Annotated in this window: 20 protein-coding genes; 11 read left to right on the plus strand and 9 right to left on the minus strand. The window is 70.5% G+C overall.

From position 1 onward, the window contains the following. Nucleotides 1-22: 22 nt before the first annotated feature. From LMH63_RS11310 to LMH63_RS11320, 3 genes are all read right to left on the minus strand, one after another. The gene (locus LMH63_RS11310; protein ID WP_109675687.1) at nucleotides 23-3,901 is read right to left on the minus strand and encodes a DUF1631 family protein; all 3,879 of its coding nucleotides are present in this window, start codon (nucleotides 3,899-3,901) and stop codon (nucleotides 23-25) included. A gap of 182 nt (nucleotides 3,902-4,083) precedes the next feature. After that, complete coding sequence (locus LMH63_RS11315; protein WP_109675689.1) at nucleotides 4,084-4,518, minus strand: CBS domain-containing protein; 435 nt, start codon at nucleotides 4,516-4,518, stop codon at nucleotides 4,084-4,086. A 22-nt stretch (nucleotides 4,519-4,540) separates the two neighbouring features. Then, the gene (locus LMH63_RS11320; protein WP_109675691.1) at nucleotides 4,541-5,209 is read right to left on the minus strand and encodes a YiaD family glycine zipper/OmpA-like lipoprotein; all 669 of its coding nucleotides are present in this window, start codon (nucleotides 5,207-5,209) and stop codon (nucleotides 4,541-4,543) included. Between the two features lie 261 nt (nucleotides 5,210-5,470). Between LMH63_RS11320 and LMH63_RS11325 the strand changes: the two genes are divergently transcribed. Together LMH63_RS11325 and LMH63_RS11330 are read left to right on the plus strand one after the other, a co-directional pair. Further along, the gene (locus LMH63_RS11325; protein ID WP_158280272.1) at nucleotides 5,471-6,007 is read left to right on the plus strand and encodes a GNAT family N-acetyltransferase; all 537 of its coding nucleotides are present in this window, start codon (nucleotides 5,471-5,473) and stop codon (nucleotides 6,005-6,007) included. 185 nt (nucleotides 6,008-6,192) lie between these two features. Next, the gene (locus LMH63_RS11330) at nucleotides 6,193-7,557 is read left to right on the plus strand and encodes a DegQ family serine endoprotease (protein ID WP_109675695.1); all 1,365 of its coding nucleotides are present in this window, start codon (nucleotides 6,193-6,195) and stop codon (nucleotides 7,555-7,557) included. 80 nt (nucleotides 7,558-7,637) lie between these two features. Here LMH63_RS11330 and LMH63_RS11335 read toward each other — a convergent pair whose 3' ends face one another. Continuing rightward, entirely contained in the window at nucleotides 7,638-8,663 is a 1,026-nt protein-coding gene (locus LMH63_RS11335; protein ID WP_109675697.1) for a class I fructose-bisphosphate aldolase, read from the minus strand. A gap of 184 nt (nucleotides 8,664-8,847) precedes the next feature. Beyond that, nucleotides 8,848-10,170, minus strand: coding sequence for a DUF3422 family protein (locus LMH63_RS11340; protein ID WP_109675699.1), 1,323 nt, complete (start codon nucleotides 10,168-10,170; stop codon nucleotides 8,848-8,850). 137 nt (nucleotides 10,171-10,307) lie between these two features. Here LMH63_RS11340 and LMH63_RS11345 point away from each other — a divergent pair, with 137 nt between their 5' ends. Beyond that, nucleotides 10,308-10,976, plus strand: a complete 669-nt coding sequence (locus LMH63_RS11345; protein WP_109675767.1) for a rhomboid family intramembrane serine protease — start codon at nucleotides 10,308-10,310, stop codon at nucleotides 10,974-10,976. Nucleotides 10,977-11,119: 143 nt separating this feature from the next. Here LMH63_RS11345 and LMH63_RS11350 read toward each other — a convergent pair whose 3' ends face one another. Next, the gene (locus LMH63_RS11350; RefSeq protein ID WP_109675701.1) at nucleotides 11,120-12,106 is read right to left on the minus strand and encodes a pyridoxal-phosphate dependent enzyme; all 987 of its coding nucleotides are present in this window, start codon (nucleotides 12,104-12,106) and stop codon (nucleotides 11,120-11,122) included. Between the two features lie 233 nt (nucleotides 12,107-12,339). On the opposite strand from LMH63_RS11350, the gene LMH63_RS11355 reads away from it, so the two are divergent. Next, nucleotides 12,340-13,731, plus strand: coding sequence for a sensor domain-containing diguanylate cyclase (locus tag LMH63_RS11355; RefSeq protein ID WP_146205162.1), 1,392 nt, complete (start codon nucleotides 12,340-12,342; stop codon nucleotides 13,729-13,731). A 49-nt stretch (nucleotides 13,732-13,780) separates the two neighbouring features. Here the strand turns inward: LMH63_RS11355 and LMH63_RS11360 are convergent, their stop codons facing one another. Next, nucleotides 13,781-14,239: an aminoacyl-tRNA deacylase gene (locus tag LMH63_RS11360; protein WP_109675705.1), complete on the minus strand. Its 459-nt coding sequence runs from the start codon at nucleotides 14,237-14,239 to the stop codon at nucleotides 13,781-13,783. A gap of 82 nt (nucleotides 14,240-14,321) precedes the next feature. Then, nucleotides 14,322-15,299 (minus strand): tRNA dihydrouridine synthase DusB, encoded by a 978-nt coding sequence (gene dusB, locus LMH63_RS11365; protein ID WP_109675707.1) that lies wholly within the window; start codon nucleotides 15,297-15,299, stop codon nucleotides 14,322-14,324. 385 nt (nucleotides 15,300-15,684) lie between these two features. On the opposite strand from dusB, the gene LMH63_RS11370 reads away from it, so the two are divergent. The 7 genes from LMH63_RS11370 to LMH63_RS11400 all read left to right on the plus strand — a co-directional run bounded on the left by LMH63_RS11370 (nucleotide 15,685) and on the right by LMH63_RS11400 (nucleotide 24,141). After that, nucleotides 15,685-16,653 carry a 2-hydroxyacid dehydrogenase gene (locus LMH63_RS11370; protein ID WP_109675709.1) on the plus strand — a complete coding sequence of 323 codons (969 nt, stop codon included), beginning with the start codon at nucleotides 15,685-15,687 and terminating at the stop codon, nucleotides 16,651-16,653. Continuing rightward, a complete protein-coding gene (locus tag LMH63_RS11375; protein WP_109675711.1) occupies nucleotides 16,650-17,411 on the plus strand; it encodes a M90 family metallopeptidase in 762 nt (253 codons plus the stop codon). Before LMH63_RS11370 ends, LMH63_RS11375 begins: the two co-directional genes overlap by 4 nt. After that, nucleotides 17,408-18,157 (plus strand): SDR family NAD(P)-dependent oxidoreductase, encoded by a 750-nt coding sequence (locus LMH63_RS11380; RefSeq protein ID WP_109675713.1) that lies wholly within the window; start codon nucleotides 17,408-17,410, stop codon nucleotides 18,155-18,157. The genes LMH63_RS11375 and LMH63_RS11380 overlap by 4 nt, the downstream gene beginning before the upstream one ends. Continuing rightward, the gene (locus LMH63_RS11385; protein ID WP_229332567.1) at nucleotides 18,154-19,083 is read left to right on the plus strand and encodes an alpha/beta fold hydrolase; all 930 of its coding nucleotides are present in this window, start codon (nucleotides 18,154-18,156) and stop codon (nucleotides 19,081-19,083) included. The genes LMH63_RS11380 and LMH63_RS11385 overlap by 4 nt, the downstream gene beginning before the upstream one ends. Nucleotides 19,084-19,210: 127 nt before the next feature. Then, nucleotides 19,211-19,630 carry a hypothetical protein gene (locus tag LMH63_RS11390; RefSeq protein WP_109675717.1) on the plus strand — a complete coding sequence of 140 codons (420 nt, stop codon included), beginning with the start codon at nucleotides 19,211-19,213 and terminating at the stop codon, nucleotides 19,628-19,630. A gap of 159 nt (nucleotides 19,631-19,789) precedes the next feature. After that, nucleotides 19,790-22,945, plus strand: coding sequence for a PAS domain S-box protein (locus LMH63_RS11395; RefSeq protein WP_158280273.1), 3,156 nt, complete (start codon nucleotides 19,790-19,792; stop codon nucleotides 22,943-22,945). A 92-nt stretch (nucleotides 22,946-23,037) separates the two neighbouring features. Beyond that, nucleotides 23,038-24,141 carry a tartrate dehydrogenase gene (locus tag LMH63_RS11400; RefSeq protein WP_109675721.1) on the plus strand — a complete coding sequence of 368 codons (1,104 nt, stop codon included), beginning with the start codon at nucleotides 23,038-23,040 and terminating at the stop codon, nucleotides 24,139-24,141. 654 nt (nucleotides 24,142-24,795) lie between these two features. On the opposite strand, the gene LMH63_RS11405 is transcribed toward LMH63_RS11400, so the two are convergent. Beyond that, entirely contained in the window at nucleotides 24,796-25,740 is a 945-nt protein-coding gene (locus LMH63_RS11405) for an ATP-binding protein (protein ID WP_158280274.1), read from the minus strand. Nucleotides 25,741-25,749: the final 9 nt, after the last annotated feature.

Here is a 25,749-nt window from a genome sequence, read left to right on the forward strand (position 1 = left end):
GTGGCCTTCGCCAGCGGGCCGCTCAGACCAGCTGGTCGATGGGCATCGGCCGGCTGATCCCGTAGCCCTGTCCGAAATCCAGGCCTATCTCGCGAACCTGCGCGAGGATGTCGTCGTTCTCCACGTACTCGGCGATGGTGCGCTTGCCGAGGAAATGGGCGAGCTCGTTGATGGAGCGCACCATGGCGTGGTCGGCGGCGTCGTTGTCGATGGTGCGGATGAACTGCCCGTCTACCTTCAGGTAGTCCACGGGCAGGTTCTTCAGATAGGAATAGGAGGACAGGCCGCTGCCGAAATCGTCCAGCGAGAACCGGCAGCCGAGGCGCTTGACCTCGTGGATGAGATCCGCGGCGCGGGACAGGTTCTGGACCGCAGCGGTCTCCGTGACTTCAAAGCACACCGCGTCGCCGGGCACGCCGGTCTGCTCCAGCTGCTCGGCGATGAAGCGGGCGAAGCTGCCGTCGTTCAGCGTCGGGCCGGAGAGATTCACCGTGAAACCGTCGATGCTGCGGAGCACGTCGGGATGGCTGGCGCACCAGCCGAGCAGCTCGCGGATCACCCAGCGGTCCACGGCGGTCATGCGGCCGAACCGCTCGGCGGCGGTGATGAACTCCTCCGGGGGCAGCGGCTCGCCGTCGCCGTCCAGCAGCACGATCAGGACCTCGTAGAAGGCGCGCAGGCCGGCGTCGTTCTGCAGCGGATCGATGCGCTGGCAGCGCAGGCGCAGGCCGCCGGACTCCAGGGCCGAGTCGAGCTTGGCCGCCCGCGCCATGCTGCCGCGCAGCTGGGCAAGCTCGCGGTCGTCGGGGGTGATCATGTGAATCTGCCGGCCGCCCGCCTGCTTGGCGGCGAGGCAGGCCTCGTCGGCGTCGCGCAGCAGATGGCCGGCCACACGCCCCTCCTGGCTGAACGGCAGCACGCCGACGCTCGCCGCCACCGACAGGCTCTCCGTCCCCTGGGTGAAACGCCGCTCCTCCAGCTGGCGACACTGGCGCTCGGCAAACACCTGGGCCTGAGCCGAGGTGGTGTCCCGCAGCAGCACCGCGAACTCATCGCCCCCGACGCGGCCGATGCGGGCCTCGTCGCCGGCGGCGTCACGCAGCTGCTCCGCCACCTCCATCAGCAGGCGATCGCCGGCCTCGTGACCGAGGGTGCTGTTGATGACCTTGAACCCGTCCAGGGAGAGGTAGATCAGCGCATGCCAGCGGCCCCTGTCGCCGGACCGGGCCGGCAGGCGCTCGAGCTCGCGCAGGAACGCCTTGCGGTTGAGCACGCCGGTCAGCGGATCGTGGGTGGCATGACGGACCATCTCATCGTGCATCTCCTGGAGCTTCTTCTGCCACTGGCGCTCGGTCAGCGGCTGGTCCAGGTCCTCGGCGAGACCGGCCGCGGCGGCCTCGAGCTGCTGCGCCAGCTCCACCAGGCTGATGTCGCGGGCCTTCAGCCCGCTGCGGTTGACGAACACGTAGCGCGACTGGTCCTCCGCTACCCACTGCAGGCGCAGCGGCTCGGGCGTGCCGTCGCGGCCGGCGAAGAAGACCCAGTCGCCCACCGCCAGCAGCTTGGCCTGGCCGAGCCAGCGCGGCGAGACCTTGCCCGCCTCGGCCTCCGGATCCCGCGAGCGGGTCTCCACCCGCACCATGGGCAGCGGTCGCGGCAACCGGCCGTCGCGGCAGACGGCGCGCACCTGCTGGCGGATCTCGCCCACCAGTTTCTGCATCTCCGGGCTGTAGCGGGCAAAGGCGGTGAGCTGGCGCTCGATGTAGGCGAGCACCTTCTCCGGCTCCGGGATCGGGCGTGCCCGGGTGCTGCCGCTGCCGAGGGCGACGAGCAGACGGTCCACCACCGCCAGGCCGCGTTTCCAGTCGTCGCTCTTGGGGCCTACCCGCAACACCACCAGCACCAGCAGGTTGCGCCAGCCGCCCTCGATGAAGTCCGCCAGCAGCTTCGCAACCTGACGCCGGGCGAGGCGCCGATCCAGCTCGCGGTCCACGAGCCGCTTGGCGCGCTCGAGCTTCTGCGAGCCCTCGCACTGCTGCAGCACCTTCTGCATGTTCACTGCGCGCGCGCCGAGCGGACGCTCGGTCATCTCGGCGATGCGCCGGGTGGCCTCGTCGATCGCCTCCGGCCGCTCGCGGGACTCGGTCAGGGCCTGCTGCAGCACCTCGTCCAGGTTCTGGCGCAGCGACTCGCGCTCCGCGGGATGCACCGCCGCCAGCGCCACGCCGGCCCGGTCGAGCTGATCCAGCAGATGGTGGATGGGCTGGCGCTCCTGCTTCAGGAAGCCGCCGGAGGCGAGCTCCACCTTCAGCGCCAGCACCGCCAGGCGACCGCTCCAGTCACGCAGAAAGTCGGTGTTGAGGGCATTGTCGGCGACGTCCCCGAACCAGCTGTCCAGGACCTCGACCTTTTCCTGCGCCTCGGGGGCGAGGGGGCGATCGCCCTCGCCCAGGCTCTCCCGCACCTGCGCCAGCAGGCCGGTGCCGCGTTCGCCGGCGGCGGGCGCGCCGCCGAGGCGCTGCTCCAGATCCTCCACGGCCCGCATGATCGCCGCCGCCGGAATCGGATCCGCAGCCTGAGCCTGGCCGCTGGCGCTGGCGGCAGCGTCGCCGGCGCCAGCGCGGGTACGGCTCGCAGCGGTCTCCTCGCGGGCCGCCTGCAGGCGCCGGTACGCGCCGAGCACGCGCTCGGCCCCGGGCATGCCGCCCGCGCTGCGCGGGTTCGCGGCCACCGTAGCGGCGGCATGGTCCGGTGCTGCCGGCGTCGCGGTGGTCGGCGGGCCGGCGCTGGCCTCCGGGGACTGCGACTCGGCGCCGGCATCACTCCGCGGCGTGGGCGCTGCCGGCTCGGGGCGGCGCTCGCGGCGCGTCGCGCCGGCGCCCAGGGAACGGATCTCCGGGCGCTCTTCCTCGAGGTTCGGCAGGATGCCACGGGCGCGCAGGGTCCGGTTGAGTGTGGCGTAGCAGTCGCCGAGCTCGCCGAGGACGGTGCGACCGAAGATCTCATACACGGCATCCGCGGCCCGCTGGTCCAGCTCGCCCAGGGGCAGGGCCTCGCCCAGGGCCTCGCACAGGGCGGTTGGCCCGAGGGGGTTGCGCTCGTCATCGATACGGCGGCCCATGATGTAGGTCAGCCGGCGGTTGAGGGTCCGCAGCTGCGCGGCGAAGCGGGACTCCGCCCGGCTGATCACCTCCGCCCGGCTCAGCCAGTCCTCGAACTCGCGCTCGTCCACCAGCGACAGCTCGTCGGCGTGGCGCGCCGTCGCCTGGCGCTCCTGCGCGGACGCAGGACGCGACGGCGGAGCCAGCCGCTCGAGCATGGCGCCACGCAAGCGCCCCGGAAGCTCGCCGCGAATCTCGCGCAGGCGCCGGAAGCCGGCGAAGTAGGCGTTCTGCTCGCCGCCGTCGCGGGCGCGCCGGGAGCGCTCGAACAGCTCGTCGATGACGTGGGCGGTGAAGTCCTCGACCGTGGCGTCGCAGACCCGGGTGAGCTCGCTGCGCGCCAGCTCGAGAAAGTCCCGGGTCAGGCGGCTGACACCCGCGGCAGGCGCCGTGCGTGCGCCGGCGTGGTCGGCATCCCGCTGGCCTTCGGCGACAGCCTGCAGCACCGTCACCACGTCCGGCCGGGGACGGCTGAAGGCGAGGCCGACGCCGGCCGGGCGCCGCCGGGCCACCTGCGCGCTCAGGCGCTGGTCGGCGCCGGAGAGCGGGTCGTGGAAGCGTACCTCGACCTGCGTCCCCTGCTCGGGCCAGTTGACGTTGCCGTCATCGGGGGCGGCGAGAAAGAAGCCGCCCGCGCAGAAGTCGCGAATCACCACTGCCTGCTCGCGGCCGCCGGGCCCGGCCAGGGCGGCTTCCCAGCGTACCGGGTGGCGTTCAAACGCGCGACGTTCTCCCTGCATGCAATTTTTCCCGTAACCCGGTTACCGCCGGGCTGGCGCGGCCCCGCTCGCGTGCATCATCCCCGCAGCCCGGCTGGCCGCGCAACCACCCTCGTGCCGGGCCCACGCATCGCTGCGCAGACTCTTAGCCCGCATATCTCACCAATTCACGGCTGCGGGCGCGAATCGGTGAGATATCCGGGCTAGGGCCCGACGCCGCGGGTGGCGCGGCGCAGGGCGGTGAGCACATCCTCCCGGGCGATCACGCCCACGAGCCGGTCCGTGTCCACCACCGGAAAGCTCTTCACCCGCTGTTCCACCAGAGCGTCCAGCACCCGAGTCAGCGGGCGGTCCGGCGGCACCGTCATCGGTTCCGTGGTCATCACGCCGGAGATGGGCTGGGCCATGATCTGGTCATAGGGCGGCACCATGGCCTCGGGCCGGAAGCGAAAGGCCTTGAGCATGTCCAGCTTGGTGGCGAAGCCGGCGAGGGTGCCGTCCTCGCGCACCACCGGCACGCCGTTGAAGTCGTGCCGGGCGAACAGCGCCTCCAGCTCGCCCAGAGTGGTATCGGGACCCACGGTCACGGGATCGCGGGTCATCGCGTCCACTACCCGATAGCGCAGGAATTCATACATGACGCGCTCCCGTTCGGATGCCTCAGCCGCGCTCGATGGGTACCAGCGTCAGCTCGACACGGCGGTTCTGCTCGCGCCCCGAGGCCGTCTCGTTGCTCGCGATCGGATAGCTCTCGCCGTATCCGCGCACGATCATGCGCTGCGCCTCGATGCCCTGGGACGAGAGGTAGCGGGAGACGGAGCTGGCACGCTGCTCGGAGAGCCGCTGATTGTACTCCGAGGGGCCGGTGCTGTCGGTGTGCCCGGCCACCTCGATCAGCGTCTGGTTATATTCCTCCAGCACCAGCGCCACCGAGTCGAGGACCTCGAAGAACTGGGCATCCAGGGCCGCGCTATCGGTGGCGAAGGTCACGTTGCCGGGCATGTTGAGGGTGATGTTGTCGCCGTGGCGCGTAACGCTGACGCCGGTGCCCTGCAGCTGGCGGCGCAGCTCGGCCTCCTGGCGGTCCATGTAGTTGCCGATGGCCGCCCCGGAGAGCCCGCCGATGCCGGCGCCGATCAGGGCCCGCTCGCGACGCTCGCGGGCATTGTCGCCGCTGGCTATGCCGATCACGGCACCGGCGACCGCGCCAATGCCGGCGCCCTTGGCCGTGTTGCTGGTCTTCTCCTCACCCGTATACGGATCGAGGGTGGTGCAGCCGACGGCCAGCAGGCTCGCGAGCAGGGCGGTGGCAAGGCGCTTTCCGGTCATGCGATGACTCCCCGGGTGGATCAGTGATATTGTGATGTTGCGCTGCAAAAAGCCGGTTTCGACTGCGCTACTGTAGCGCTCCGGCGGGGCCGAGCAAAAACCGGCCCTGGCCCGCCCCGGTCGGCGGCAGAGTCTAGCCGATATCCGGCCGCGACCGGGCCCCTCCCCAACGCCCGGAGGCCCGCTATGAATGCCGCCCCCTCCAGAAACGGCCCCGCGCCGCCTGCGATCATCCGTCGCCTGTGGTGGAGCGAGCGTGGGATGATTGCCGATCACCTGCTGCGGTTGTCCCCGCACGACCGCTACCAGCGCTTCGGCGGTCATGTCTCCGACGCCACGGTCACGGCGCATGCGCTGCGCGGCGATGCCTTCCGCCGGCACTTTCTCGGGGCTTTCGTCGACGGGGCACTGCGCGGCGTCGCCGAGTGCGCTCTGCTGGACGGCCTGCCGCCGCGGGAGGCGGAGCTCGCCTTCAGCGTGGAGCGGTCCTCGCAGGGGCGGGGCATCGGCACCGAGCTGTTCCGGCGCATGCTCGTGTTCGCGCGCAACCGTGGCGTGGCGCGGGTGTTCATCCTCACGCTTGCCGGCAACCGCCGCATGCGGCACATCGCCGCCAAGTTCCATCTCGCCATGGAGGCCCAGGAGGGTGAGCTCGAGGGCCGGTTGCAGCTGGTCGCGCCGGATTACCTCTCCGTGCTCAGCGAGGCGATGGGCGAGGGGGGCGCCTGGGTGCAGGCGAGCGTCGGCTCGGTGCGACGGGTCTGGCCGCCGTCGGCACACGGGGAACGGCGGGACTGAACGCAGCGCCCTGGAAAAGAGCGCACCCTGCCCGCATGAGATCGGTAGCCCGCATTTCTCGCCGATCCGCGACCGCAGCCGCGAATTGGTGAGAAATGCGGGCCCGCGTAGCGCTGATCGGTGGCGTCGCCGGGCCGTGACCGGCGCCGGTCGGCGGATGCCGGTAATGCGAGGGAGGGGTCGTCATGTGCGTACGTTTGTTCAGTCGTCTTGCCGTCGGGCTGCTGCTGATGGGCGGGGTGGCCACCGCCGGGATCCCGGTGGTCGGCCAGGATGGCGAAGTTCCGAGTCTGGCGCCGCTGGTGGACACTGTCTCGCCGGCCGTGGTGAACATCGCCACCCGCAGCGAGATCCCACGCTCGGGCAATCCGCTGCTGGATGATCCGTTCTTCCGCCGCTTCTTCGACCTGCCGCAGCCCCCGCGCGAGCGGCCGGCGCAATCCCTCGGCTCGGGCGTGATCGTCGATGCCGGCGCGGGCTATGTGCTCACCAACCACCATGTGGTGGCCGAGGCCGATGAGATTCGCGTGGGGCTGCAGGACGGCCGCGAGCTCGAGGCGACGCTCATCGGCTCGGATCCGGAAACCGACCTCGCGGTGCTCCAGGTGCCGGCCGAGGGGCTGACGGCACTGCCCCTGGGGGACTCGGACCGCCTGCGAGTAGGGGACTATGTCATGGCCATCGGCAACCCCTTCGGCCTCGACCACACGGTGACCACCGGCGTGGTCAGCGGCCTCGACCGGGTGCTGCCGGGCAACGGCGGCGCGCGGCTGCAGAGCTTCATCCAGACCGATGCCTCCATCAATCCGGGCAATTCCGGCGGCGCGCTGGTGAGCCTGCGCGGCGAGCTCGTGGGCATCAACACCGCCATCCTCTCCCGCGGCGGCGGCAACATCGGCATCGGCTTCGCCATCCCGAGCAACATGGCGCAGCGGGTGATGGCGCAGATCATCGAATACGGTGAGGTCCGGCGGGGCGTGCTCGGCGTGCGCGTGCAGGACCTCACCCCGGAGATTGCCCAGGCCTTCGGCCTGGAGCAGGGCGGCGGCGCGCTGGTGGCCCAGGTCGCGCCGGGCTCCGCGGCAGCCCGGGCGGGGCTCGAGAGCGGCGACGTGATCACCGCCGTCAACGGCCAGGCCATCAACAATGCCAACGACCTCGCCAATGCCATCGGTCTGCTGAGGGTCGGCACGGAAGTGGAGATCACCTTCCTGCGGGACGGCCGCGAGCGCCGCGTGACCGCCGTGGTGGAGGATCCGGCGAGCGGGAGCGTGAGCGCGGAGCGCCTGCACCCGGCTCTGGCGGGGGCGCGCTTCAGCGAGCTGGACGAGCGCTCGCCGCTGTTCGGAGAGGTGCGGGGCGTGCTGGTCACCGGCGTCGAGCCAGGCAGCCGGGCCGCCCGCTATCTACGCGAGGGTGACGTGATCCTGTCGGTCAACCGCGAGCCGGTGCCGAACCTGGCGGCCTTCCGTCGCGCCGTGCGTGGTGCCGAGCGCTTGCTGCTGAACATACGGCGAGGGGAGAGCGCCTTCTTCGTGCTGCTTCGGTAGCCGTCACCGCCGGGCCTGGCCCGGCGGTGGGCATGGTGCAGACTCCCAGGCCGCAACCCCGAGTCCGGCACGGCTGCGCGCTAGGCCGCCTCGCCCTCCATGGCCGGCTCGTAGCGGCCGTCGCGAGCGGCGGCGTTCAGCCGGGCGCGGGCGAGGAACGCCTTCTGCGCGGCCTCGACGTTCTCCGCCCGGCCGAGCCAGGCCTGCTGCACCGGCTCCTGCAGGGCGCGGCTGTAGGAGAAGCTGAGGACCCAGGGCTTCGGCCCCGCGGCGCGGTTGATGGCGTCGAGGTTGGCCGTCGCCTCCTGCGGCGTCTGGCCGCCGGAGAGAAAATTGATGCTCGGCACCGCCGCCGGCACCGTGCGCCGCAGCACGCGCAGGGTGTGATCGGCGACCACGGCCGGCTCCGGGCGCGGGAGGGACTTGCCCGGCACCACCATGTTCGGCTTCAGCACCATGCCCTCCAGCGCCACGCCGTGGCGGCGGAGCGCCGTGAACACGGCGGTCTGCACGGCCTCGGTGACCTCGGCGCAGCGCTGGATGTCGTGGTCACCGTCCATCAGCACCTCGGGCTCGACGATAGGCACCATGCCGCGGGACTGGACGATGGCGGCGTAACGGGCCAGCACCTCGGCGTTGGCGGCAATCGCCAGCTCGCCAGGCTTGTGCGCCTCGATGTTGAAGACACTGCGCCACTTGGTGAAGCGCGCGCCCTGGGCCTTGTAGCCGTCGAGGCGCTCGCCGAGGCCGTCCAGGCCCTGGGTGACCTTCTCGCCGCCGGTGTCCGGGAGCTCGGTGAGGCCCTTGTCAACCTTGATGCCGGGCACGATGCCGGCCGCCGCGCAGGCCTCGGGGATGCCCTGACCGCTGTCGGTCTTCTGGCCGAGGGTCTCCTCGAAGAAGATGATGCCGCTCACGTAGTCGCCGATGCCGGGGGTGGTCACCAGCAGCGAGCGATAGGCACGGCGGTTCTCCTCGGTGGACTCGATGCCGAAGGCCTCCAGGCGCTTCTTGATCGTGGGGTGGCTCTCATCCGCAGCCAGGATGCCGCGCCCGGCCGCGGTCAGCTGTTCGATGGTGGCTTTCATCTCGTCGGTCAAATTCATGGAATCCGATCCCTCCAGGCCCTGCTTGGTGTGTCTCGCGCGCTGCCCGTGGTTGCGGCGGGCGCCGCACGGCCGGCGCCCCTCGCGGGCGCACCTATCGTAAAGCGCCGGCGGCCCTCAGGCCAGCGCAGGGCAGGGCGCAGGGGGCGGCATCCGATGGACGTGGAGAGGGCCGGTCGGGGCGTCAGGGCAGGCCGCCGTCGGCCCGGGTGACCCGGCGGCGGACCTCGCGCACCCCGAGGGCGACCACGCCGGCCACCACCGGGATGCTGAGTGCGGTGTAGACATCGGGGCGGATGTTGAGGCCGGCGGCTGCCGCCCCTCTCAGGGCATAGCCGATGAGCGAGACCGAGTAGTAGCTCAGGATCACCACCGAGAGCCCCTCCACCGTCTCCTGCAGGCGCAGCTGCAGGCGCGCGCGGCGGTTCATGGACTCCAGCAGATCCCGGTTCTGGGCCTCGAGCGCCACGTCCACCCGCGTGCGCAGCAGGTTGGCGGCGCGGCTCACCCGCCGGGACACGCGCTCCAGGCGGTCGCTCATGTGCACGCAGGTGTCCAGCGCTGGCGCCAGGCGCCGCTCCATGAACTCGTCCAGCGTGCTCACGCCCTCGATACGTCGCTCCCGCAGCGCCGCCAGCCGCCGCCGCACCAGGGTGCCGTAGGCCGCGGTGGCGCTGAAGCGGAAGTTGGTCTGGGCCATGAGCTGTTCCACCCTCGCCGAGAGGGCGGACAGCGAGCTGAGCAGATTGCGCTCGTCGTCCAGCGCCGCCACCGAGGAGAGCCGGTCCATGAGCGTGCCGAGCTGGGTTTCCATTTCCGTGATGTCCGGCGACAGCCGGCGTGCCAGCGGGAAGCCGAGCAGGGCCATCAGCCGGTAGGTCTCGATCTCCAGCAGGCGCTGCACGAGCCGCCCCGCCTGGGGCGCGCTCAGACTCCGGTCCAGTACCAGCACGCGGATGAAGCCGTCGCGGTCGGCCAGGAAGTCGGTCCAGACGCTGGCGGCATCGCCGGCGCAGCGGCTACCCGCCATGCTGTCCTCGCGGAAGTAGCGGGCGATGATCGAGGGGGACTCGCCGATATCCTCGGCCCGCAGCAGCGAGACATGCACGGCGGCCAGCAGCTCGCCGGGAACGCCCGAGAGCCACCGCCGCGGCATCGCGCCCAGCGCCGGGCTCGCAAACGGCTCGGATTCGCCGCCGGCGACGAAGACGGTATAGGTCGAGAACTCCGTGTGTCGCTCCCAGCGCAGGCGGAAGTGCTCCGTCTCCAGCGTGAAATGGCCGGCCTCGGCGCCGGGTGCCTCCACCCGAAGCTCGCGACAGAGCTCGGCGACATGGGCGAGCTCTTCCGCCCGCCCGCTCGTCCCCGTATGCACCACGAGGTGGGAGACCCGCAGCGGCGCGCTCAGGCTCTCGAACGGCCGCGCATGCGCCTCGTGCAGCAGCGACTCGCGCAGCGGATGTTCCCGGATACCGGGCGTTGCGGCGGTGCCATCAGCAGTTGCCATCGGTGATCCCGTAGCGGTGTTGCCGGCAACGTAGCGGCCCGCCAAGGGTCCGGCAAGTCCGGAACCGATTCGGCGCACGCTGGTCCGCCGCTGAGGGCGGCCCGTATGATGGGCGCCTTTGTGTCATGGAGACCGTCATGGTCGTGACCAACAGCTCGGGAACGCCGGTCGTCACTGGCCTCCTGATCGCCAACGGGCTGGTGTTCCTGCTGCAGATGGCGCTCGGCCCCGGGCTTATCGGCAGCTTCGGCCTGTGGCCGGTCGGCACCCCGGAGGTGGTCAGCTCCATGGGGGGGCTGAGTCGCGTGCCCGAGTTCTCGCTGTGGCAGCTGGTGACCTACGGCTTCCTGCATGGCGGCATGTTCCATCTGCTGGTGAACATGTTCGCCCTGTGGATGTTCGGCAGCCAGCTCGAGCTGTTCTGGGGCTCGCGCCCCTTTCTGACCTTCTACTTCTTCTGCCTGATCGGCGCCGGGCTGATCCAGCTGATCGTCGCCTCCATGGCGGCGGCGGACGGCAGCATCTATCCCACCGTGGGGGCGTCGGGGGCGGTGTTCGGAATCCTGCTCGGCTTCGGCATGATGTTCCCGGAGCAGCCGGTGATGCTGCTGTTCCCGCCGATCCCGATGAAGGCGAAGTGGTTCGTCATCCTCTACGGCGCCTTCGAGCTCTGGGCGGGCTTCAGCGGCTCGCTCTCCGGCGTCGCCCACTTCGCCCATCTCGGCGGCATGTTCTTCGGTTTCCTGCTCATCCAGTACTGGCGCGGCCGCCTGCCGATCAAGCCCGACCGCCGGCTGATGCGCTGAGTTCGCGGGGAGGGAGAACACCGCCAAGGCGCCAAGGACGCAAAGGGCATCTGCTCTCGCCACCCTGTCGTCATGGATAGCCATTGCCGGCTTGGCGCTCCGATCTTTGCGCCCTTCGCGCCTTCGCGGTTTTCCGGTACCGGCTATCCCGCGGCGAGCTCGGCGAACTGTTCGAAGTCCATGTTGCCGCCGGTGATGATCGCAACCGTGGGGCGGTCCGGGTCGGGGCTGACGCGGCCCTCCAGCAGGGCGGCGATGCCGACGCTGCAGCCGGTCTCGACATAGAGGCGGGCGCGGCCGATGAGCTGGCGGGTGGCCTCGCGGATGGCGTCCTCGCTGACAGTGACCAGCTCGTCCACCACCGCGCGGCTCGCGGCGTAGGTATAGCGGCCCACCACAACGGGGGCGAGACTTGCCGCGATGGTCTCCACGCGCTCGAGACGTGCCGACGGGTCATTGCGGTCCCAGGCATTGCGCAGCGTTGCGGCGCCGGCGGGCTCGACGCCGATGACCCGGATGTCCGGCCGCAGTGCCCGCAGGGCGATGCCGAGGCCCGAGATCAGCCCACCACCGCCCACCGGGCAGAGGGCGCAGGCGGCATCCGGCACCGCTGCCAGCAGCTCCAGCCCCACCGTGCCCTGGCCCGCCATCACCCGCGGGTCGTCGTAGGGATGAACCAGGGTAAGGCCGCGCTCGGTGCGTAGTTCATGCGTGTAGGCCACGGCCTCGCTGATGCTGCCGCGGACAATGACCTCGGCCCCGAGGGCGCGGGCACCCCGGATCTTGAGGGAGCTCGAGCCCTCCGGCATGACCACCGTGACCGGCACGCCGCGTGCGCCGGCCGCCCAGGCCAGGGCGAGGGCATGGTTGCCCGCGGAGACGGTGATCAGTCCGCCGGCGAGCTCTGCCGGGCTGGCGGTGAGCACCCAGTTCAGCGCCCCGCGGGCCTTGAACGAGCCCGTCCGCTGAAGATTCTCGGCCTTGAGTCGCAGATCCAGGCCAAGATCGTCCGCCAAGTCAGGGGGTCGCAGGGTAGGCGTGGGGGCAAGCGTGGGCTGCAGGCGCGCCGCTGCCTGGCGGACCGTCTCCAGCGTGGGCAGTGCCTGCCGGATGGCTGTCTCGTCCTGCATGACGTGCCGTGCGGTTCGATGCCTCGTCCGCCCCCACTTTGCGCGCGTCGAAGAGCCCGCTGCAAGGCGCGCCAGGGGCGGCCGGCAGCGCACCACCTTCCAGACTGAGAACGGCACCGCAGACGTTTCGCTGCGCTGCATCGATGATGCTGAGAGAACCGCAGCGCGGCGCTTATGCGATGTCGAACCCGTTTCCGTCCACACTCCTGCAAAGCCTCGATCCGGCGGCCCTGATGGCAGGGCTCCAGGGGCTGGCGGCGGTGCGTCTGGCGGCGGAGGCCGGCCTGGTGCTGGGCGCCTCCATCCTTGCGGTGTGGCTGGTGGCGCTGGCGGTGCAGCGCCCGGAGCTTGAGCTGCGCCCGGTGCTGCTGGCGCTGGCCGGCGCCTTCCTGGCGGCGGCCGCGGCGGGGCTGGCCGACCTTGGGGTGCTGCTCGGGCTCGGCGCGCTGCGGGCGCTGGGTGTGCAGCTTGCCGCCGGCGCCGCCGTGCTGGGGCTCGCCCTCATCGCCTTGCGCGAGGCACGGCGCCTGCGCCGGCTGCCCGCGCCGGCGGAGTTCCACCAGGCCCAGGAGGCGCTGTCCCGCGCAAGCGCCGGTCAGCGGATCGCACAGCAGGCCCTGAACCTCAGCGAGGGACGCTTTCGCGCCGCCTTCGAGCACGCGGCCATCGGCATGCTCCTCACCGACATGCGCGGCCGGGTGCTGCGGCACAACGCCGCGTTCGCCGCCCTCATCGGCGGCGATGCGGCCGGCATTCAGCGCCGGGACGCCGTCGGCCTCGCCCACGACGACGATCAGCCGGCACTGCGCGAGGCCCTGGCGCGGCTCGCCGCGGACGGGCAGGGCGCCGTCACGGTGGAGTGCCGACTGCGCCACCGCGACGGCCGCGCCGTCTGGGTGACCACCAGCCTGGCCGCCCTTCCTGGGGCCGGCGCCGAGACGGTGGTCTGGCAGGTCCAGGATATCGGCGAGCGCAAGGCCTACGAGCAGACCCTGCGGGAGACCCGGGATGCCCTCGAGCAGCGCGTCGCCGAGCGCACGCGGGACCTGCAGGAGGCCAACCGCCGCCTGGAGCGGGCCAATCGGCACCTCCGTCGCATGGCGCGGGACGACGCGCTCACCGGCATCAGCAATCGCCGCCATCTCACTTCCGAGCTCCGACGCGCCCGCGCCGCGGCCGCCCGCTATGGCGATGGCCTCGCCGTGCTCATGGTCGACATCGACCACTTCAAGCGCATCAACGACAACGAGGGCCATCAGCTCGGCGATCAGGTCCTGGTGAGCGTCGCCGACACCCTGCGGCGCTGTCTGCGCGCCAGCGACACCCTCGGGCGCTATGGCGGTGACGAGCTATGCGCCGTCCTGCCCCACGCCGATGCCGAAGCCGCGCTGGCGGTGGCGGAGAAGGTGCGCCGCACCGTCCATGAGCTCGCCTTCCGTGGCCGTGGGCCGCGGCCGGTGTGCATTACCTGCAGCGTCGGTGTCGCCGTACTGGTGGGCGACGAGCGCGTGGAGGCACTGCTGGCGCGGGCGGACGACGCCCTCTACCAGGCCAAGCGCGCGGGGCGGGACCGGGTGGTGCTCGCGGCCGACCCAGCGCACGACCGCCAGCTCGCCGGCCAGTAGCCGGGGCCAGCGAGCCCGCAGCCGCGAATCGGTGAGATATGCCAGGGGCTCAGGGCCCGAGCTCGAGGAGCTCGGGCCGGGCGAGGCGGGCGTAGTCATCCCAGTCCAGGACCATCACCTCCGTGGCGCTGCCGGCGTTGAAGGCAATACGCTCCTGCTCTGCCAGCTCGTCGCTGCACAGCGTGCGCAGGCCGAACAGCCCTCCGAAGGGTGGCATGGCCCCCAGATCGCAGTCCGGGAAGCTGCCGCGGAACTCGGCCTCCGTGGCCAGACGTGGCGTAGCGTCGAGGGCCGAGGCCAGCGCCTCCAGCGGCACCTGGCGCATGACCGGCAGCACCATCAGGAGCAGCTCCCGGTCCAGGGAGAGCACGACGGTCTTGGCGAAGCAACGCCCCGGAATGCGCGTCAACTCCGCCACTTCGGCCGCCGTGGCCGCCGGGGGATGCTGGATCACCAGGTAGCCCACGCCCGCCTGGTTGAGGAACTGCCGCAGGCTCTGAGCGGGCATGCCGGGCCCCCCGGGCGATGGCAGGGACCCGTAGACTAACGCGCCGGGGGCCGGCCGGATAGGCCTTTTGGGGCTCTTCGGCTCAGCAGGCCGCCGCGGCCGTCTCCTCGAGGGCGCGGCGGGCGAGTGCGAGCTGCTCCGCGGCATCGTCCACGCGCACCAGCGCCCGGCGCCAGAGCTCACCGCCGGGGCGTCCCTGGAGATACCAGCCGATGTGCTTGCGTGCGATGCGCACGCCCTGCGTGGCGCCGTAAAACCGGTGCAGGGCCCGCAGATGCTCGAGCATCCAGTGACGGACCTCTGCCACCGTGGCCGGGGGATGTGGCGCGCCCGTGTCCAGGTAGTGCTGGATCTCCCGGAAGATCCATGGTCGGCCCTGGGCGGCCCGGCCGATCATCACCGCATCGGCACCGGTGTCGCGGAGCACCCGGGCCGCGCGCTCCGGCGAGTCGATATCGCCGTTGGCGATGAGCGGCAGCGTAATGGCCTCCCGCACCCGCGCGATCGTGTCGTACTCCGCCTCGCCGCGGTAGGCCTGGTCCCGGGTGCGGCCGTGCACGGCCAGGGCGGCGATGCCGTGATCCTCTGCAAGCCGGGCTATACGCACGGCATTGCGCCGCTCCGGAGCGGGCCCGGTGCGGATCTTCAGCGTCACCGGCACCGGTACCGCCCTCACCACCGCCTCCAGGATGCGTGCCACCAGCGGCTCGTCCGCCAGCAGCGCCGAGCCCGCCTGACGGTTGCATACCTTCTTGGCCGGGCAGCCCATGTTGATGTCGATGATCTGGGCGCCATGCGCCACGTTGAAGCATGCCGCCTCGGCCATCATTGCCGGCTCGGCGCCGGCGATCTGCACCACGCGCGGCGCCGGCTCGCCGGCATGATCGCGCTTCAGCCGCGACTTGCGGGTCTGCTGCAGGGCCGGATTGGACGCCACCATCTCCGAGGCAGCCAGCGCGGCGCCCAGATGACGGCAGAGGATGCGAAACGGCCGGTCGGTGACGCCCGCCATGGGCGCCAGCAGGACACGACCGGGCAGGCTGTAGGGTCCGATCTTCATGCAGCCAGCGAGTATAGCCCGTCCGACCTGTCGCCCGATATCGGGGGTGCGGTGGATGGCGACCGGGCCCGGGGCGTTTGTCCACAGTTCCTGTGGATAAGTATGTGGACGAAGCGGGCGCCGCGCGCCCAAGTGCCTAATGTGCGGGGCCTTCTGTTGGATCGGCGGAACTTTATCCATCTCTATAAACTGCCGTTTATACAGGTGGTTACGAGTTCTTTCTGAGACATCGCAGCGTCATTATCCGCCAACTCGTATCCCGCGGTGCGCCATACATTCCCTGTGTAAAAAGCGGGCCGCGGGCGCACTGGCGTCCCGCCGGTCCGGACGAGTAAGCTCCGCACACCGCTGCATTGCCCGCCGTCCGAAACCGTGAGGTGTGCCCATGAGCCGTGCCGTATTCCTGGATCGCGATTCCCTCGACATCGGCGATCTCGACATGCAGGCCCTGGACGAGGCCACGGGAGGGTTGCAGAGCTGGGGCGCCACCCGCCCCGAGCAGGTCCGTGAGCGGATCGGCGACGCCGAATGCGTGATCGTCAACAAAGTCGTGCTGGATGCCGAGCTGCTGGGTGACTGCCCGGCGCTGCGTCTGATCTGCGTGGTGGCCACGGGCACCAACAACATCGATCTGGAGGCCGCCCGCGCGCACGGGATAACGGTCGTGAACTGCCGCGGCTACGGCACCGCATCGCTCAGCCAGCACGTGCTGACCCTTATCCTGGCGCTGACGCGCAACCTCCTGCCCTTTGTCGAGGCGGTGCGTGATGGCCGCTGGCAGGCGGCGGAGCAGTTCTGCCTGCTGGACTATCCCATCGGTGAGCTGGAGGGGCGGACGCTGCTCATCGTCGGGCACGGGGAGCTGGGCGGCGCGGTCGCGCGTCTCGGTGAGCTCCTCGGCATGCACGTGCAGATCGCGGAGCGCCCGGGCGTGCGGCAGGCGCGCCCCGGCCGCGTTCTGCTGGCGGACGCGCTGCCCGCCGCGGACGTGATCTCGCTGCACTGCCCGCTCACCGAGGAGACGCGCAACCTCATCGACGCCGATGCTCTGGCGCGGATGAAGCCCACCGCGCTGCTGATCAACACCGCCCGCGGCGGCATCGTGGACGAGGCGGCCCTGGCCGACGCCCTGCGCCAGGGCCAGATCGCCGGCGCGGGGGTGGACGTGCTCAGCAGCGAGCCCCCGCGGGACGGCAACCCGCTGCTCGCTCCCGACATCCCCAATCTGCTGGTGACGCCGCACTGCGCCTGGGGGAGCCGCACGGCCCGCCAGCGCGTCGTGGACCAGACCGTGGAGAACATCCAGGCCTGGCGCCGGGGCGAGCCGGTGCGGGTGGTCGCAGGCGGGGCATGAACTGGCTGCGGCGCTGGCGGCGGCAGCGCCTGCTGCGCCGCCACGCCTTCGGCGACGCCGCCTGGGAGCGGGCCACCCACGATCTGCACGCGCTGCGGCACCTGACCCCGAGCCAGCATACAAGGTTGCGCGAGGCCGCCACCCTGATTGCCGCGGAGAAGGACTTCCTGCAACCGGGCGGCGCGCCGTTGCCGGAGGCGCAGATCGCCCGCGTCGCCGCACTTGCCGCGCTGCCGGTGCTGGAGCTCGGGCTGGACTGGTATCGCGGCTGGCATTCGGTGATCGTCTACCCCACGGGTTTCGTCGCCCGGCACACCGTCGAGGACGAGGCCGGCGTGGTGCACGAGGTCCGGGAGGACCTGAGCGGCGAGGCCTGGGACGCGGGTCCGGTGATCCTCGCCTGGGAGGACGTCCTCGACGCCGGTGCCGCGGACGGCTACAACGTGGTGCTGCACGAGTTCGCGCACAAGCTGGACATGGCCAATGGCGAGGCCAACGGCATGCCACCGCTGCACCGGGGCATGTCGCGGGCGGCGTGGACGGCGGCCTTCACCGCCGCCTGGGAAGACCTGCAGCGCCGCGCCGACGCCGGGCTGCCGCTGGTGGTGGACGCCTACGCCCTGGAGGCGCCGGAGGAGTGCTTCGCGGTAATGACCGAGGCCTTCTTCGAGCGACCGCAGGCACTCGCCGAGGCCTATCCGGCGGTCTACCGCCAGCTGGTCGCATTCTATCGCCAGGATCCGGGAGGGCGCACATGACGGGAAACGAGCTGCATGTGGTTACCGGCGCGGGCAGCGGCATCGGCCGTGCGCTCGCCCGGGCACTGGCCGAGGCGGGCCATGCGGTGGTCGCCGTGGGCCGGCGCGAGGCGCCGCTCCGGGAGACCGCGGCCGGGCTCGAGACCATCCGCCCATTGCCGGCGGACGTCGCCAGCGAGGCCGGGCGCGCGCGCATCGCCGAGGCCGTCGGTGGGGCACGCCTGCGCTGGCTCGTGCACAACGCCGGGGTGCTTGAGCCCGTGGGCCCGCTACTGGAGGCGGAACCGGAGGCACTGCGCTATGCCCTCGCGGTGAATGTGGAGGCACCGATCCATCTCACCCGTGCCTTGCGCCCCGCGCTCGCCGGGGGCAGTCGCGTGCTGCATGTCTCGTCGGGAGCCGCGCACCGCCCGGTACCGGGCTGGGGTGCCTACTGCCTCGGCAAGGCGGCGCTGCACATGGCCTACCAGGTGCTGCGCGAGGAGCTGCGGCCCGAGGGTATCGCCGTCGGCAGCGTGCGGCCCGGGGTGGTGGACACGCCCATGCAGACGCTGATCCGCAGCCAGCCGGAGAGCGCCTTTCCGGCGGTGGAGCGGTTCCGCGCCCTGAAGGCCCGCGGGGAGCTGGAGCCGCCGGAACGGGTTGCGCGCTTCATCCTGGCGCTGCTGGAGCTGCAGGATGTCGAGCGTTTCGGCGCCGCGGAGTGGGACATTCGCGAACACGCGGCGAGCCTCGGCATCGCGTGACCTGGCGAGCGTCCGGGCCGAGGGCAACGCCGGACTGCCCCCCAGATCCGCGCCCGCAGCCGCGTGCCGGTGAGATCCACCGGCTGCACCTGCGCGGCCTCGCGCTCAGGCTCCGGCGCTGGGGCGGGGCGGCGGGCACGCCGGTGGTCATGCTTCACGGCTGGATGGACTGCGGCGCGACGTTTGCCCCCGTCGCGGAGGCGCTCGCCCCGCGCGCCGTGATCGCCCCTGACTGGCGAGGATTCGGCGAGAGCGACCCGACGCCCGGCGATACCTACTGGATTCCCGATTACCTAGCCGATCTGGACGCGCTGCTACATCGCCTCTCGCCGGAGACCCCCGTGGATCTGGTGGGGCACAGCCTTGGCGGCAACGTCGCTGGGCTTTACGCCGGCGTGCGTCCCGAGCGGGTCCGACGGCTGGTGGTGGTGGAGGGCTTCGGCCTCCCGGAGCCCTCGCCGGAGCAGGCGCCCCTGCGCTACCGCGAATGGCTCGACAGCCTCGCCGAACCGCCGGCGCCGCGAACCTACCCGGATCTCGCCGGGCTGGCCCGGCGCATTGCCCGGACGCATCCCGGCATCAGTGAGGAGCGCGCGCGGGAGGTTGCGGAGCTCTGGAGCTATGCCGAGCAGGATGGGGCAGGGCGGCGCCTGCGCGCAGACCCGGCGCACTGGCGTCCGCTGCCGACGCTCTATCGCCTCGAGGAGACACTCGCCTGCTGGCGCCGCATCCGCGCGCCGGTGCTCTGGCTCTACGGCGGCCGCTCCGCCTACGCCCGGCGCCTGCGCGCCGCCGCGGACTGGCCCCGGCGCTGCGAGGCCATTCGGGATCTGCGCCAGGCGCAGATCCCCACCTCCGGGCATGCACCCCATCTGAGCCATCCGCTCGAGCTCGCCGCGCATCTGCGCCGGTTTCTGGATGCCTGACCTGCGCGTCTCGCCACCGGGCCATCACTGGGCGTAGTCTGACGGCACCTGCAGTGCCTGCCGATCCGCGACCGACGCCATGGATCGGCGGGCCATGCGGTCTGGTCCGGCAGGCGAGGGCGTAGCCATGGGTGAAGTCCATCCGGCGCCGATAGTCGTGCTCCTGCGCGCGCCCGCCGACGGCGAGCTCGCGGAGGTGATGGAGGCCCTGTTCGCCTACAGTCTGCAGCGGGCCTTCGAGTGCCTGGAGCGAACCGGTCAGCCCGCGGTGCGACGGGCGATTACCCATCGGGTCATCGGACCGCTGCAGGAGGGCTTCGCCGACCTGCGCGAGGCACGGGCCCGACCCGCCAGGCTGGTACTCCCGCAGACCACGGTGCACCTCGCCGAGCGGCAGCTGGCGGCACTGTGCGCCGCTGCGGAGCGGAGGGATTTCCGCGCGGATACGGTTCCGGAGTGCCTGCAGCAGCCAGCGCAGGCTGCCGCCAAGCTGGCGCGGGCGCTGGGCCGGCTGGAGCCGGCCGAGGTCGAGGCGGCCGACGGTTAGGAGTCTGCGCCCCGGCGCTGTGACGTGCATCCCGGCGGCCCGAGCGGCGGCCTGGTAGTCTTCACCACGCTTTGCAGGGCCGTGGCGCGAGGCGGCGGGCGGGCTGCCGAAATGCGCGACTCACGCCGCCACATCTTTCCCAGTCGGGTGGAGGTCTCCTTGGTCGACTCGGCGAACCAGCCGGGGCGGCTGTCGCTGCTTTCCGATGATGCGGGTACCGCGAGGTTCGCGCGGTGTTTGCGTGCGGCCGGGCACGAGGTGGTCGAGGCGGGCATGGCCGGCGAGCCGCCGTCGCCCGCTGCCGAGCTCGTGCTGCTCCTGCCGCACGATGCCGATGCGGAGTGCGTGCGGCAGCACATCCCCAGGCCCGGTCAGTCCGTGCTCTGTTTGCTGCCGGAAGGGGCCAGCGGCGAGCGCTTTGCCGATCTGCTCGACGCCGGTGCCGATGGCTGCCTGGTGCGCCCCGTGGCGGAGCGGCAGCTCGTGGCCTGGGTGAATGCGGGGCTTCGCGCGCACCGCGTCAACCGGGAGCTGCGCGACGGCGAGCACCGCTACCGCACCGCGATCAAGGCCACGTCCGCCTTTACCTGGCGCCTGGACGCGGAGGGCAGCCTGATCGAGATTGACGAGGCCTGGCTCGAACTGGCCGGGCTCAGTCGCGAGCAGGCCCTAGGCTGGGGCTGGCTTGCCGCTCTCCATCCTGCCGACCGCGAGCCCTATCGCAGGGCCTGGGAGGAGACCCAGGCCACCGGCGCGCCGTTTCGGCACGAGTATCGGCTCCTGAGCGCGGACGGCGGCGTGCGCTGGTTCGTCGACCGTCTCGCACCGATGCGAGGCGAGGGCGATACCGTGACCGAGTGGCTGGGCGTTGCCCAGGAGGTCACTGCCCGCCGGCGCGCAGAGGATGAGGCGCGGGCCCGCGTGCGCCAGCAGGCCGCCGTGGCCCGGCTCGGCCAGGTTGCGCTTGCGGGCAGCGCACCGGCGCAGCTGTTCGATGATGCCTGCCAGGCGGTCGCCGACGGGCTGCCCATGGCGTACGCGAAGGTCCTCGAGTGTCTCCCCGGGGGCGGCCGGCTGCGCCTTGTGGCCGGAGTCGGATGGCGCGCGGGCCTCGTCGGCGCCGCCGAGGTCGGCACCGACGAGGACTCCCAGGCGGGGTACACGCTACGCGTCGGCGGCCCGGTGATCGTGCGCGACCTCGCCAGCGAATCCCGCTTTCGCGGCCCGCCGCTGCTGGTGGAGCACGGGGTGGTGAGCGGGCTGAGCGTCGTTATTCGCGGCGCCGACGGTCCGTGGGGGGTGCTGGGCGCCCACACCGCGGAGCCCCGGGAGTTCAGCGAGGACGACGTTCACTTCCTGGAGGGCATCGCCAACGTTCTGTCCGTGACCGTACGGCGGCACCAGATGAACGCGGAGCTTGCCGAGAATCAGCGGCTGATGGCCATCGCGAGCCGAGCGGCCCGCCTCGGTGGCTGGGCCGTGCACCTCGAAGAGCGGCGTGTACGGTGGTCGGACGAAGTCGCGGCCATCCACGGTCAGCCGCCGGGCACCGCTCCCGATCTCGATGAGGCCATCGGCTATTACGCGCCCGAGTATCGTGCCCGCATCCGCCACTGCTTCGAGGCCTGCGCCAGCGAAGGCGTTCCGTTCGATGAGGAGCTCGAGATCATCGACGCCAGGGGACACCGGCGCTGGGTGCGGGCCCTCGGCGAGCCGGTGCGGGACGGGCGCGGGGCGATCACCCGGGTCGAGGGCGCCTTCCAGGACCTCACCGAGCACAAGCGGGCGGAGGCGGAGCTGCATCGGCTCGGCGAGCGGCTGCGCAGCACCCTGGAGAGCATTACTGACGCCTTTTTCGTCCTCGACCGGGACTGGCGCTTTGCCTACGTCAACCGGGAAGCGGAGCGGCTGCTGGCGCGCAGCCGCGACGAGCTCCTGGGGCGCAACGTCTGGACAGAGTTCCCCGCGGCCGTGGGCAGCGAGTTCCAGCGCAGCTACGAGCGGGCGGTGCAAGAGCAGGTCGCGGTGGAGCTGGAGGAGCAGTACGGGCCGCTGGAGCGCTGGTTCGCCGTCCGCGCCTATCCGACGGAGGAGGGTCTCGCGGTCTATTTCCGGGACGTCACCGAGCGGCGGGTGCTGGACGAGCGACTTCAGCAGGCCCAGCGGCTGGAATCGGTCGGTCAGCTGACCGGCGGCGTCGCCCACGACTTCAACAACCTGCTGACCGTGATCCTGGGCAATGCCGAGGCGCTGAACGAGGCGCTGGCCGCGGACCGGTCGCTGCAGCCGATGGCGGACATGGTGAGGGACGCCGCCGAGCGCGGCGCAGAGCTCGTGCGCAGCCTGCTCGCCTTCGCCCGCCGGCAGCCGCTGCAGCCGGAGCGGGTCGCCGTCGGCCCTTGCCTGGAGGCGCTCGGGCCGCTGCTGCGCCAGGCGCTGAGCGAGGAGGTGGCGTTGCGGATCGAGGCGGCCGAGCCGCTGCCCCCCGCCTACGTCGACCCCGCACCGCTTGAGGCGGCCGTCCTCAACCTCGTGATCAATGCGCGGGACGCAATCCCCGGCGCGGGCCAGGTCACCATCGAGGCCTCTGCGGTGACGCTCGACCGCGACTACGCCGCTGTCCAGGGTGACGTGCGCCCGGGCCGCTATCTGCTGATCGCGGTGTCGGACACCGGTGGCGGCATAGGGCCCGAGCATCTGCAGCGTGTCTTTGAGCCGTTCTTCTCCACCAAGGGCAAGGACCAGGGCAGCGGTCTCGGGCTGAGCATGGTGCACGGCTTCGTGAAGCAGTCCGGCGGGCATGTTGCCATCTACTCGGAGCTCGGCTACGGCACAACGGTGCGGGTCTACCTGCCGGTGGCAGAGAGCGCGCAGGAGGCGGCGGCCATGCCCGCCGCGCCGGCGCCCGTGGAGCCGGCCAGTGGCGAGATCGTGCTGCTCGTGGAAGACGACGCTCTGGTGCGTGAGCACGTCGAGAATGTGCTCCGTGGTCTGGGCTACGACGTCCGCACCGCCGCCGATGGAGCCGAGGCGCTGGCGACGCTCCAGCGCGAGCCGGCCGTGGATCTGCTGTTCACCGATGTGGTGATGCCGGGTGGTCTGTCCGGGCCGGAGCTTGCCCGCGCCGTCCGCGAGCGGCGCCCCGAGCTGCCGGTGCTCTTCACCTCCGGCTACACCCAGCAGGCGGTGATGCGCGACGGGCGTCTTGAATCCGGAGTGCGGATGCTGCAGAAGCCCTACCGCCGGGCCGAGCTCGCCGCCAAGCTGCGCGAAGCGCTCGGCCGGACTCACCCGGCGGAACGCCGCCGGGACTGACTGTCCGCAACGCGGCGGCACCACGTAGACTGCCGGCACGAGAGCACGGCCCGGCGGCCAACATGACAACTCAGCGACTGGAGAGACAGGCAATGCGTGAATACAGACTGGCCGCGATTCCCGGCGACGGGATCGGTACCGAGGTCATCGCCGCGGGGCTGGAGGTGCTGGACCTCGTCTCCGCCCTCGATGGCGGCTTCCGCTTCGAGGCCGAGCATCTCCCGTGGAGCTCGGAGTATTACCTGAAGCACGGGTACTACATTCCCGCGGGCGGGGTGGACTATCTCAAGGGCTTCGACGCCATCTTCTTCGGCGCTGTCGGCAGTCAGCAGGTGCCGGACCACGTCTCGCTCTGGGGCCTGCGCCTGCCCATCGCCCAGGGGCTCGACCAGTACGCCAACGTCCGGCCCGCCCGTGTGCTGCCCGGCGTGGGCAGCCCGCTGAAGCGCAGCGAGGGCGTGGACTGGGTGATCATCCGCGAGAACTCCGAGGGCGAGTACGCCGGCAATGGCGGACGCACGCATCAGGGTTTTCCCCATGAGGTGGGCACCGAAACCGCCGTATTCACCCGGGCCGGGGTCGAGCGCATCCACCGCTTCGCCTTCGAGCTCGCCCGTACCCGCGAGCGCAAGCACCTCACGCTGGTCACCAAATCCAACGCCCAGCGCTACGGCATGGTGCTCTGGGACGAGGTCTTCGCCGAGGTCGCGGGGGACTACCCGGACGTCACCACGGACCGCGAGCTCGTGGACGCAGTGACCACCCGCATGGTGGCGAAGCCGCAGAGCCTGGACGTGCTCGTCGCCACCAATCTGCACGCCGACATCCTCTCCGATCTGGCCGCCGCACTGTCCGGCAGCCTGGGCATTGCGCCTACCGCCAACCTCAATCCCGAGCGGCAGTTCCCGTCCATGTTCGAGCCGATCCACGGCTCGGCCTTCGACATCGCCGGCAAGGGGCTCGCCAACCCGGTGGCGACGTTCTGGACGGCCGTGATGATGCTGGAGCACCTCGGCGAGGACGCGGCCGCGACGCGCCTCATGGCCGCCATAGAGTCCGTTACCGCCGCCGGCGTGCTGACCGGAGACCTGGGCGGCACTGCGACCACCGCAGAGGTGACCCAGGCCGTGTGCGAGCGGCTGCGCGCCGCGTACGGTGCCACCGAAGAAGCGGACGCCCAGCGCAGCGCCTCCTGACGCGCAAGGCGAGGGCGGGCCGGCGGCCATCCCCGGACCGCTGGCCCGCGTCCGGACCGCGATCGATTCCGAGGCTCCAGCGGCAGCCTGAGCGGTAGCCCGCGTGTCTCACCGGCTCGCGAACCGAGGGCGCGGAGATGCCGGGCAGGCGTACTCGACGGTAAGCCGAGCGCCCGGGCCGAGCGCAACACCGGACTGCCCGCGAGATTCGCGCCCGCAGCGGCGAATCGGTGAGACATGAAGGCTTACTCGGCAACCGCGGCCGCGCAGCACGAAGGCGAAGACCCGCCAGCCTATGAATTCCGGATGACGACGTCGCGGCGGGCGTCCGAACGCCATGCCCGAAGCCGCTTCGTCGCACCTGGACGGCATTTAACATAATATGTATTACACGCACTCATGCCACTGCGGTTGGGCTAGCTTCTCAGCCAACGGTGCTTGACTGTTGGGGAAACTGGGGACACAACTAAAGATTCGAACGTCCCGCAACAGATGGTTCTAACTAGCAACTAAAACTTCTAACTTGTCTCATAAAAACACGAGATCATTAAAATTAAATACCAAGACAACAACCAAACCTTACAAGTGTGTGCTTTGGGAACCAACCAAGCGGCATGGCTACGTCAATAGTTTCAGTGTAGCCTCCCTGTCCGCTCAATTCACATCGAGGTAAGTGGCCTCCACAAGGGCATCAACCAAATCCTGCGGCAGCTGCAGGTCGTCCGTATCCAAAAAGCTCAGCTGATTAAGTAGCTCCCGACAGAATGGCATGAACGCCCCCATTCCAACCTGTAGTCGCCCGCGTTTGCCGTCCCCCAAACCGTAATAATGACGGAATCGATCCCAGACTCTTGATGCATGTGTACGCAGGCGCCATCCGGCAGCATAGGCGGCCGGGACGTGCGCCTGCGTAACCGTTGCGCCTTCGACGTTGGCGTGCTCTTCGGAGTCATCCATCACACGGAAAACCGCTTCCACGTCCTGTATGTCGCGTATACCCCGGAAGGCGTGTATGCGCTGCATAAATCTTCCGACGATCTGATACTGCTTCAGTTCGATGTAGGCTGCGCGTGCGCCGAGCAACTCCGGCTGGCCGAAAAGGAGTGTCGTCAACTGAACTGCTCGGCGATCGAGCCGATTGTGGATGTCCATCAGCCAATGGTACGTGCGCTCGGTCAGCCATTGCGCGTCGTCGACTATGAGCACGACACGGTCAGCTTCATGCTCCTGTGCCGCGAGTGCGATGAACTCGATGAGGCGCTCTTCCTTGATATTGGCTCTCCCCTTGGTACTCAGAAAGTGTCCGATATCGGTGAGAAATCGCTGGAGAAAGACGTTTTTTGTCGGGAAAGCTTCCGCGGGGCACTGAAACGTATATACCGGGACTCGATGGTCATACTCGCGCTCAAGTAATGGAACGATGATGCGAATGGCGGACGTCTTTCCAATCCTCGGTGGTGCGTAAATGACTCCACCTGGCTGATCAAGCGTCATCCACGTCAGGATGGCATTCAGAGCCTCCTCGATTGGCAGAGTGGGCATCCCATAGCTGGGTTTCTGAAAGGGGTGGACAATACATCGAGTACCGGAACTGCCCATCAGCATCTC

Origin of the sequence: Spiribacter halobius (assembly GCF_020883455.1) — a bacterium.
GTDB lineage: Bacteria > Pseudomonadota > Gammaproteobacteria > Nitrococcales > Nitrococcaceae > Sediminicurvatus > Sediminicurvatus halobius.

What these genes read in the sequence shown, in the direction of transcription:
- LMH63_RS11375 (WP_109675711.1), top strand. Translation starts at nt 16,650, where the DNA reads ATGAACTGGCTGCGGCGCTGGCGGCGGCAGCGCCTGCTGCGCCGCCAC.
- LMH63_RS11330 (WP_109675695.1), top strand. Translation starts at nt 6,193, where the DNA reads ATGTGCGTACGTTTGTTCAGTCGTCTTGCCGTCGGGCTGCTGCTGATG.
- LMH63_RS11325 (WP_158280272.1), top strand. Translation starts at nt 5,471, where the DNA reads ATGATTGCCGATCACCTGCTGCGGTTGTCCCCGCACGACCGCTACCAG.
- LMH63_RS11320 (WP_109675691.1), bottom strand. Translation starts at nt 5,209, where the DNA reads ATGACCGGAAAGCGCCTTGCCACCGCCCTGCTCGCGAGCCTGCTGGCC.
- LMH63_RS11310 (WP_109675687.1), bottom strand. Translation starts at nt 3,901, where the DNA reads ATGCAGGGAGAACGTCGCGCGTTTGAACGCCACCCGGTACGCTGGGAA.
- LMH63_RS11315 (WP_109675689.1), bottom strand. Translation starts at nt 4,518, where the DNA reads ATGTATGAATTCCTGCGCTATCGGGTAGTGGACGCGATGACCCGCGAT.
- LMH63_RS11340 (WP_109675699.1), bottom strand. Translation starts at nt 10,170, where the DNA reads ATGGCAACTGCTGATGGCACCGCCGCAACGCCCGGTATCCGGGAACAT.
- LMH63_RS11390 (WP_109675717.1), top strand. Translation starts at nt 19,211, where the DNA reads ATGGGTGAAGTCCATCCGGCGCCGATAGTCGTGCTCCTGCGCGCGCCC.
- LMH63_RS11400 (WP_109675721.1), top strand. Translation starts at nt 23,038, where the DNA reads ATGCGTGAATACAGACTGGCCGCGATTCCCGGCGACGGGATCGGTACC.
- LMH63_RS11360 (WP_109675705.1), bottom strand. Translation starts at nt 14,239, where the DNA reads ATGCCCGCTCAGAGCCTGCGGCAGTTCCTCAACCAGGCGGGCGTGGGC.
- LMH63_RS11345 (WP_109675767.1), top strand. Translation starts at nt 10,308, where the DNA reads ATGGTCGTGACCAACAGCTCGGGAACGCCGGTCGTCACTGGCCTCCTG.
- LMH63_RS11355 (WP_146205162.1), top strand. Translation starts at nt 12,340, where the DNA reads ATGGCAGGGCTCCAGGGGCTGGCGGCGGTGCGTCTGGCGGCGGAGGCC.
- LMH63_RS11350 (WP_109675701.1), bottom strand. Translation starts at nt 12,106, where the DNA reads ATGCAGGACGAGACAGCCATCCGGCAGGCACTGCCCACGCTGGAGACG.
- LMH63_RS11370 (WP_109675709.1), top strand. Translation starts at nt 15,685, where the DNA reads ATGAGCCGTGCCGTATTCCTGGATCGCGATTCCCTCGACATCGGCGAT.
- LMH63_RS11405 (WP_158280274.1), bottom strand. Translation starts at nt 25,740, where the DNA reads ATGGGCAGTTCCGGTACTCGATGTATTGTCCACCCCTTTCAGAAACCC.
- LMH63_RS11380 (WP_109675713.1), top strand. Translation starts at nt 17,408, where the DNA reads ATGACGGGAAACGAGCTGCATGTGGTTACCGGCGCGGGCAGCGGCATC.
- LMH63_RS11335 (WP_109675697.1), bottom strand. Translation starts at nt 8,663, where the DNA reads ATGAATTTGACCGACGAGATGAAAGCCACCATCGAACAGCTGACCGCG.
- dusB (WP_109675707.1), bottom strand. Translation starts at nt 15,299, where the DNA reads ATGAAGATCGGACCCTACAGCCTGCCCGGTCGTGTCCTGCTGGCGCCC.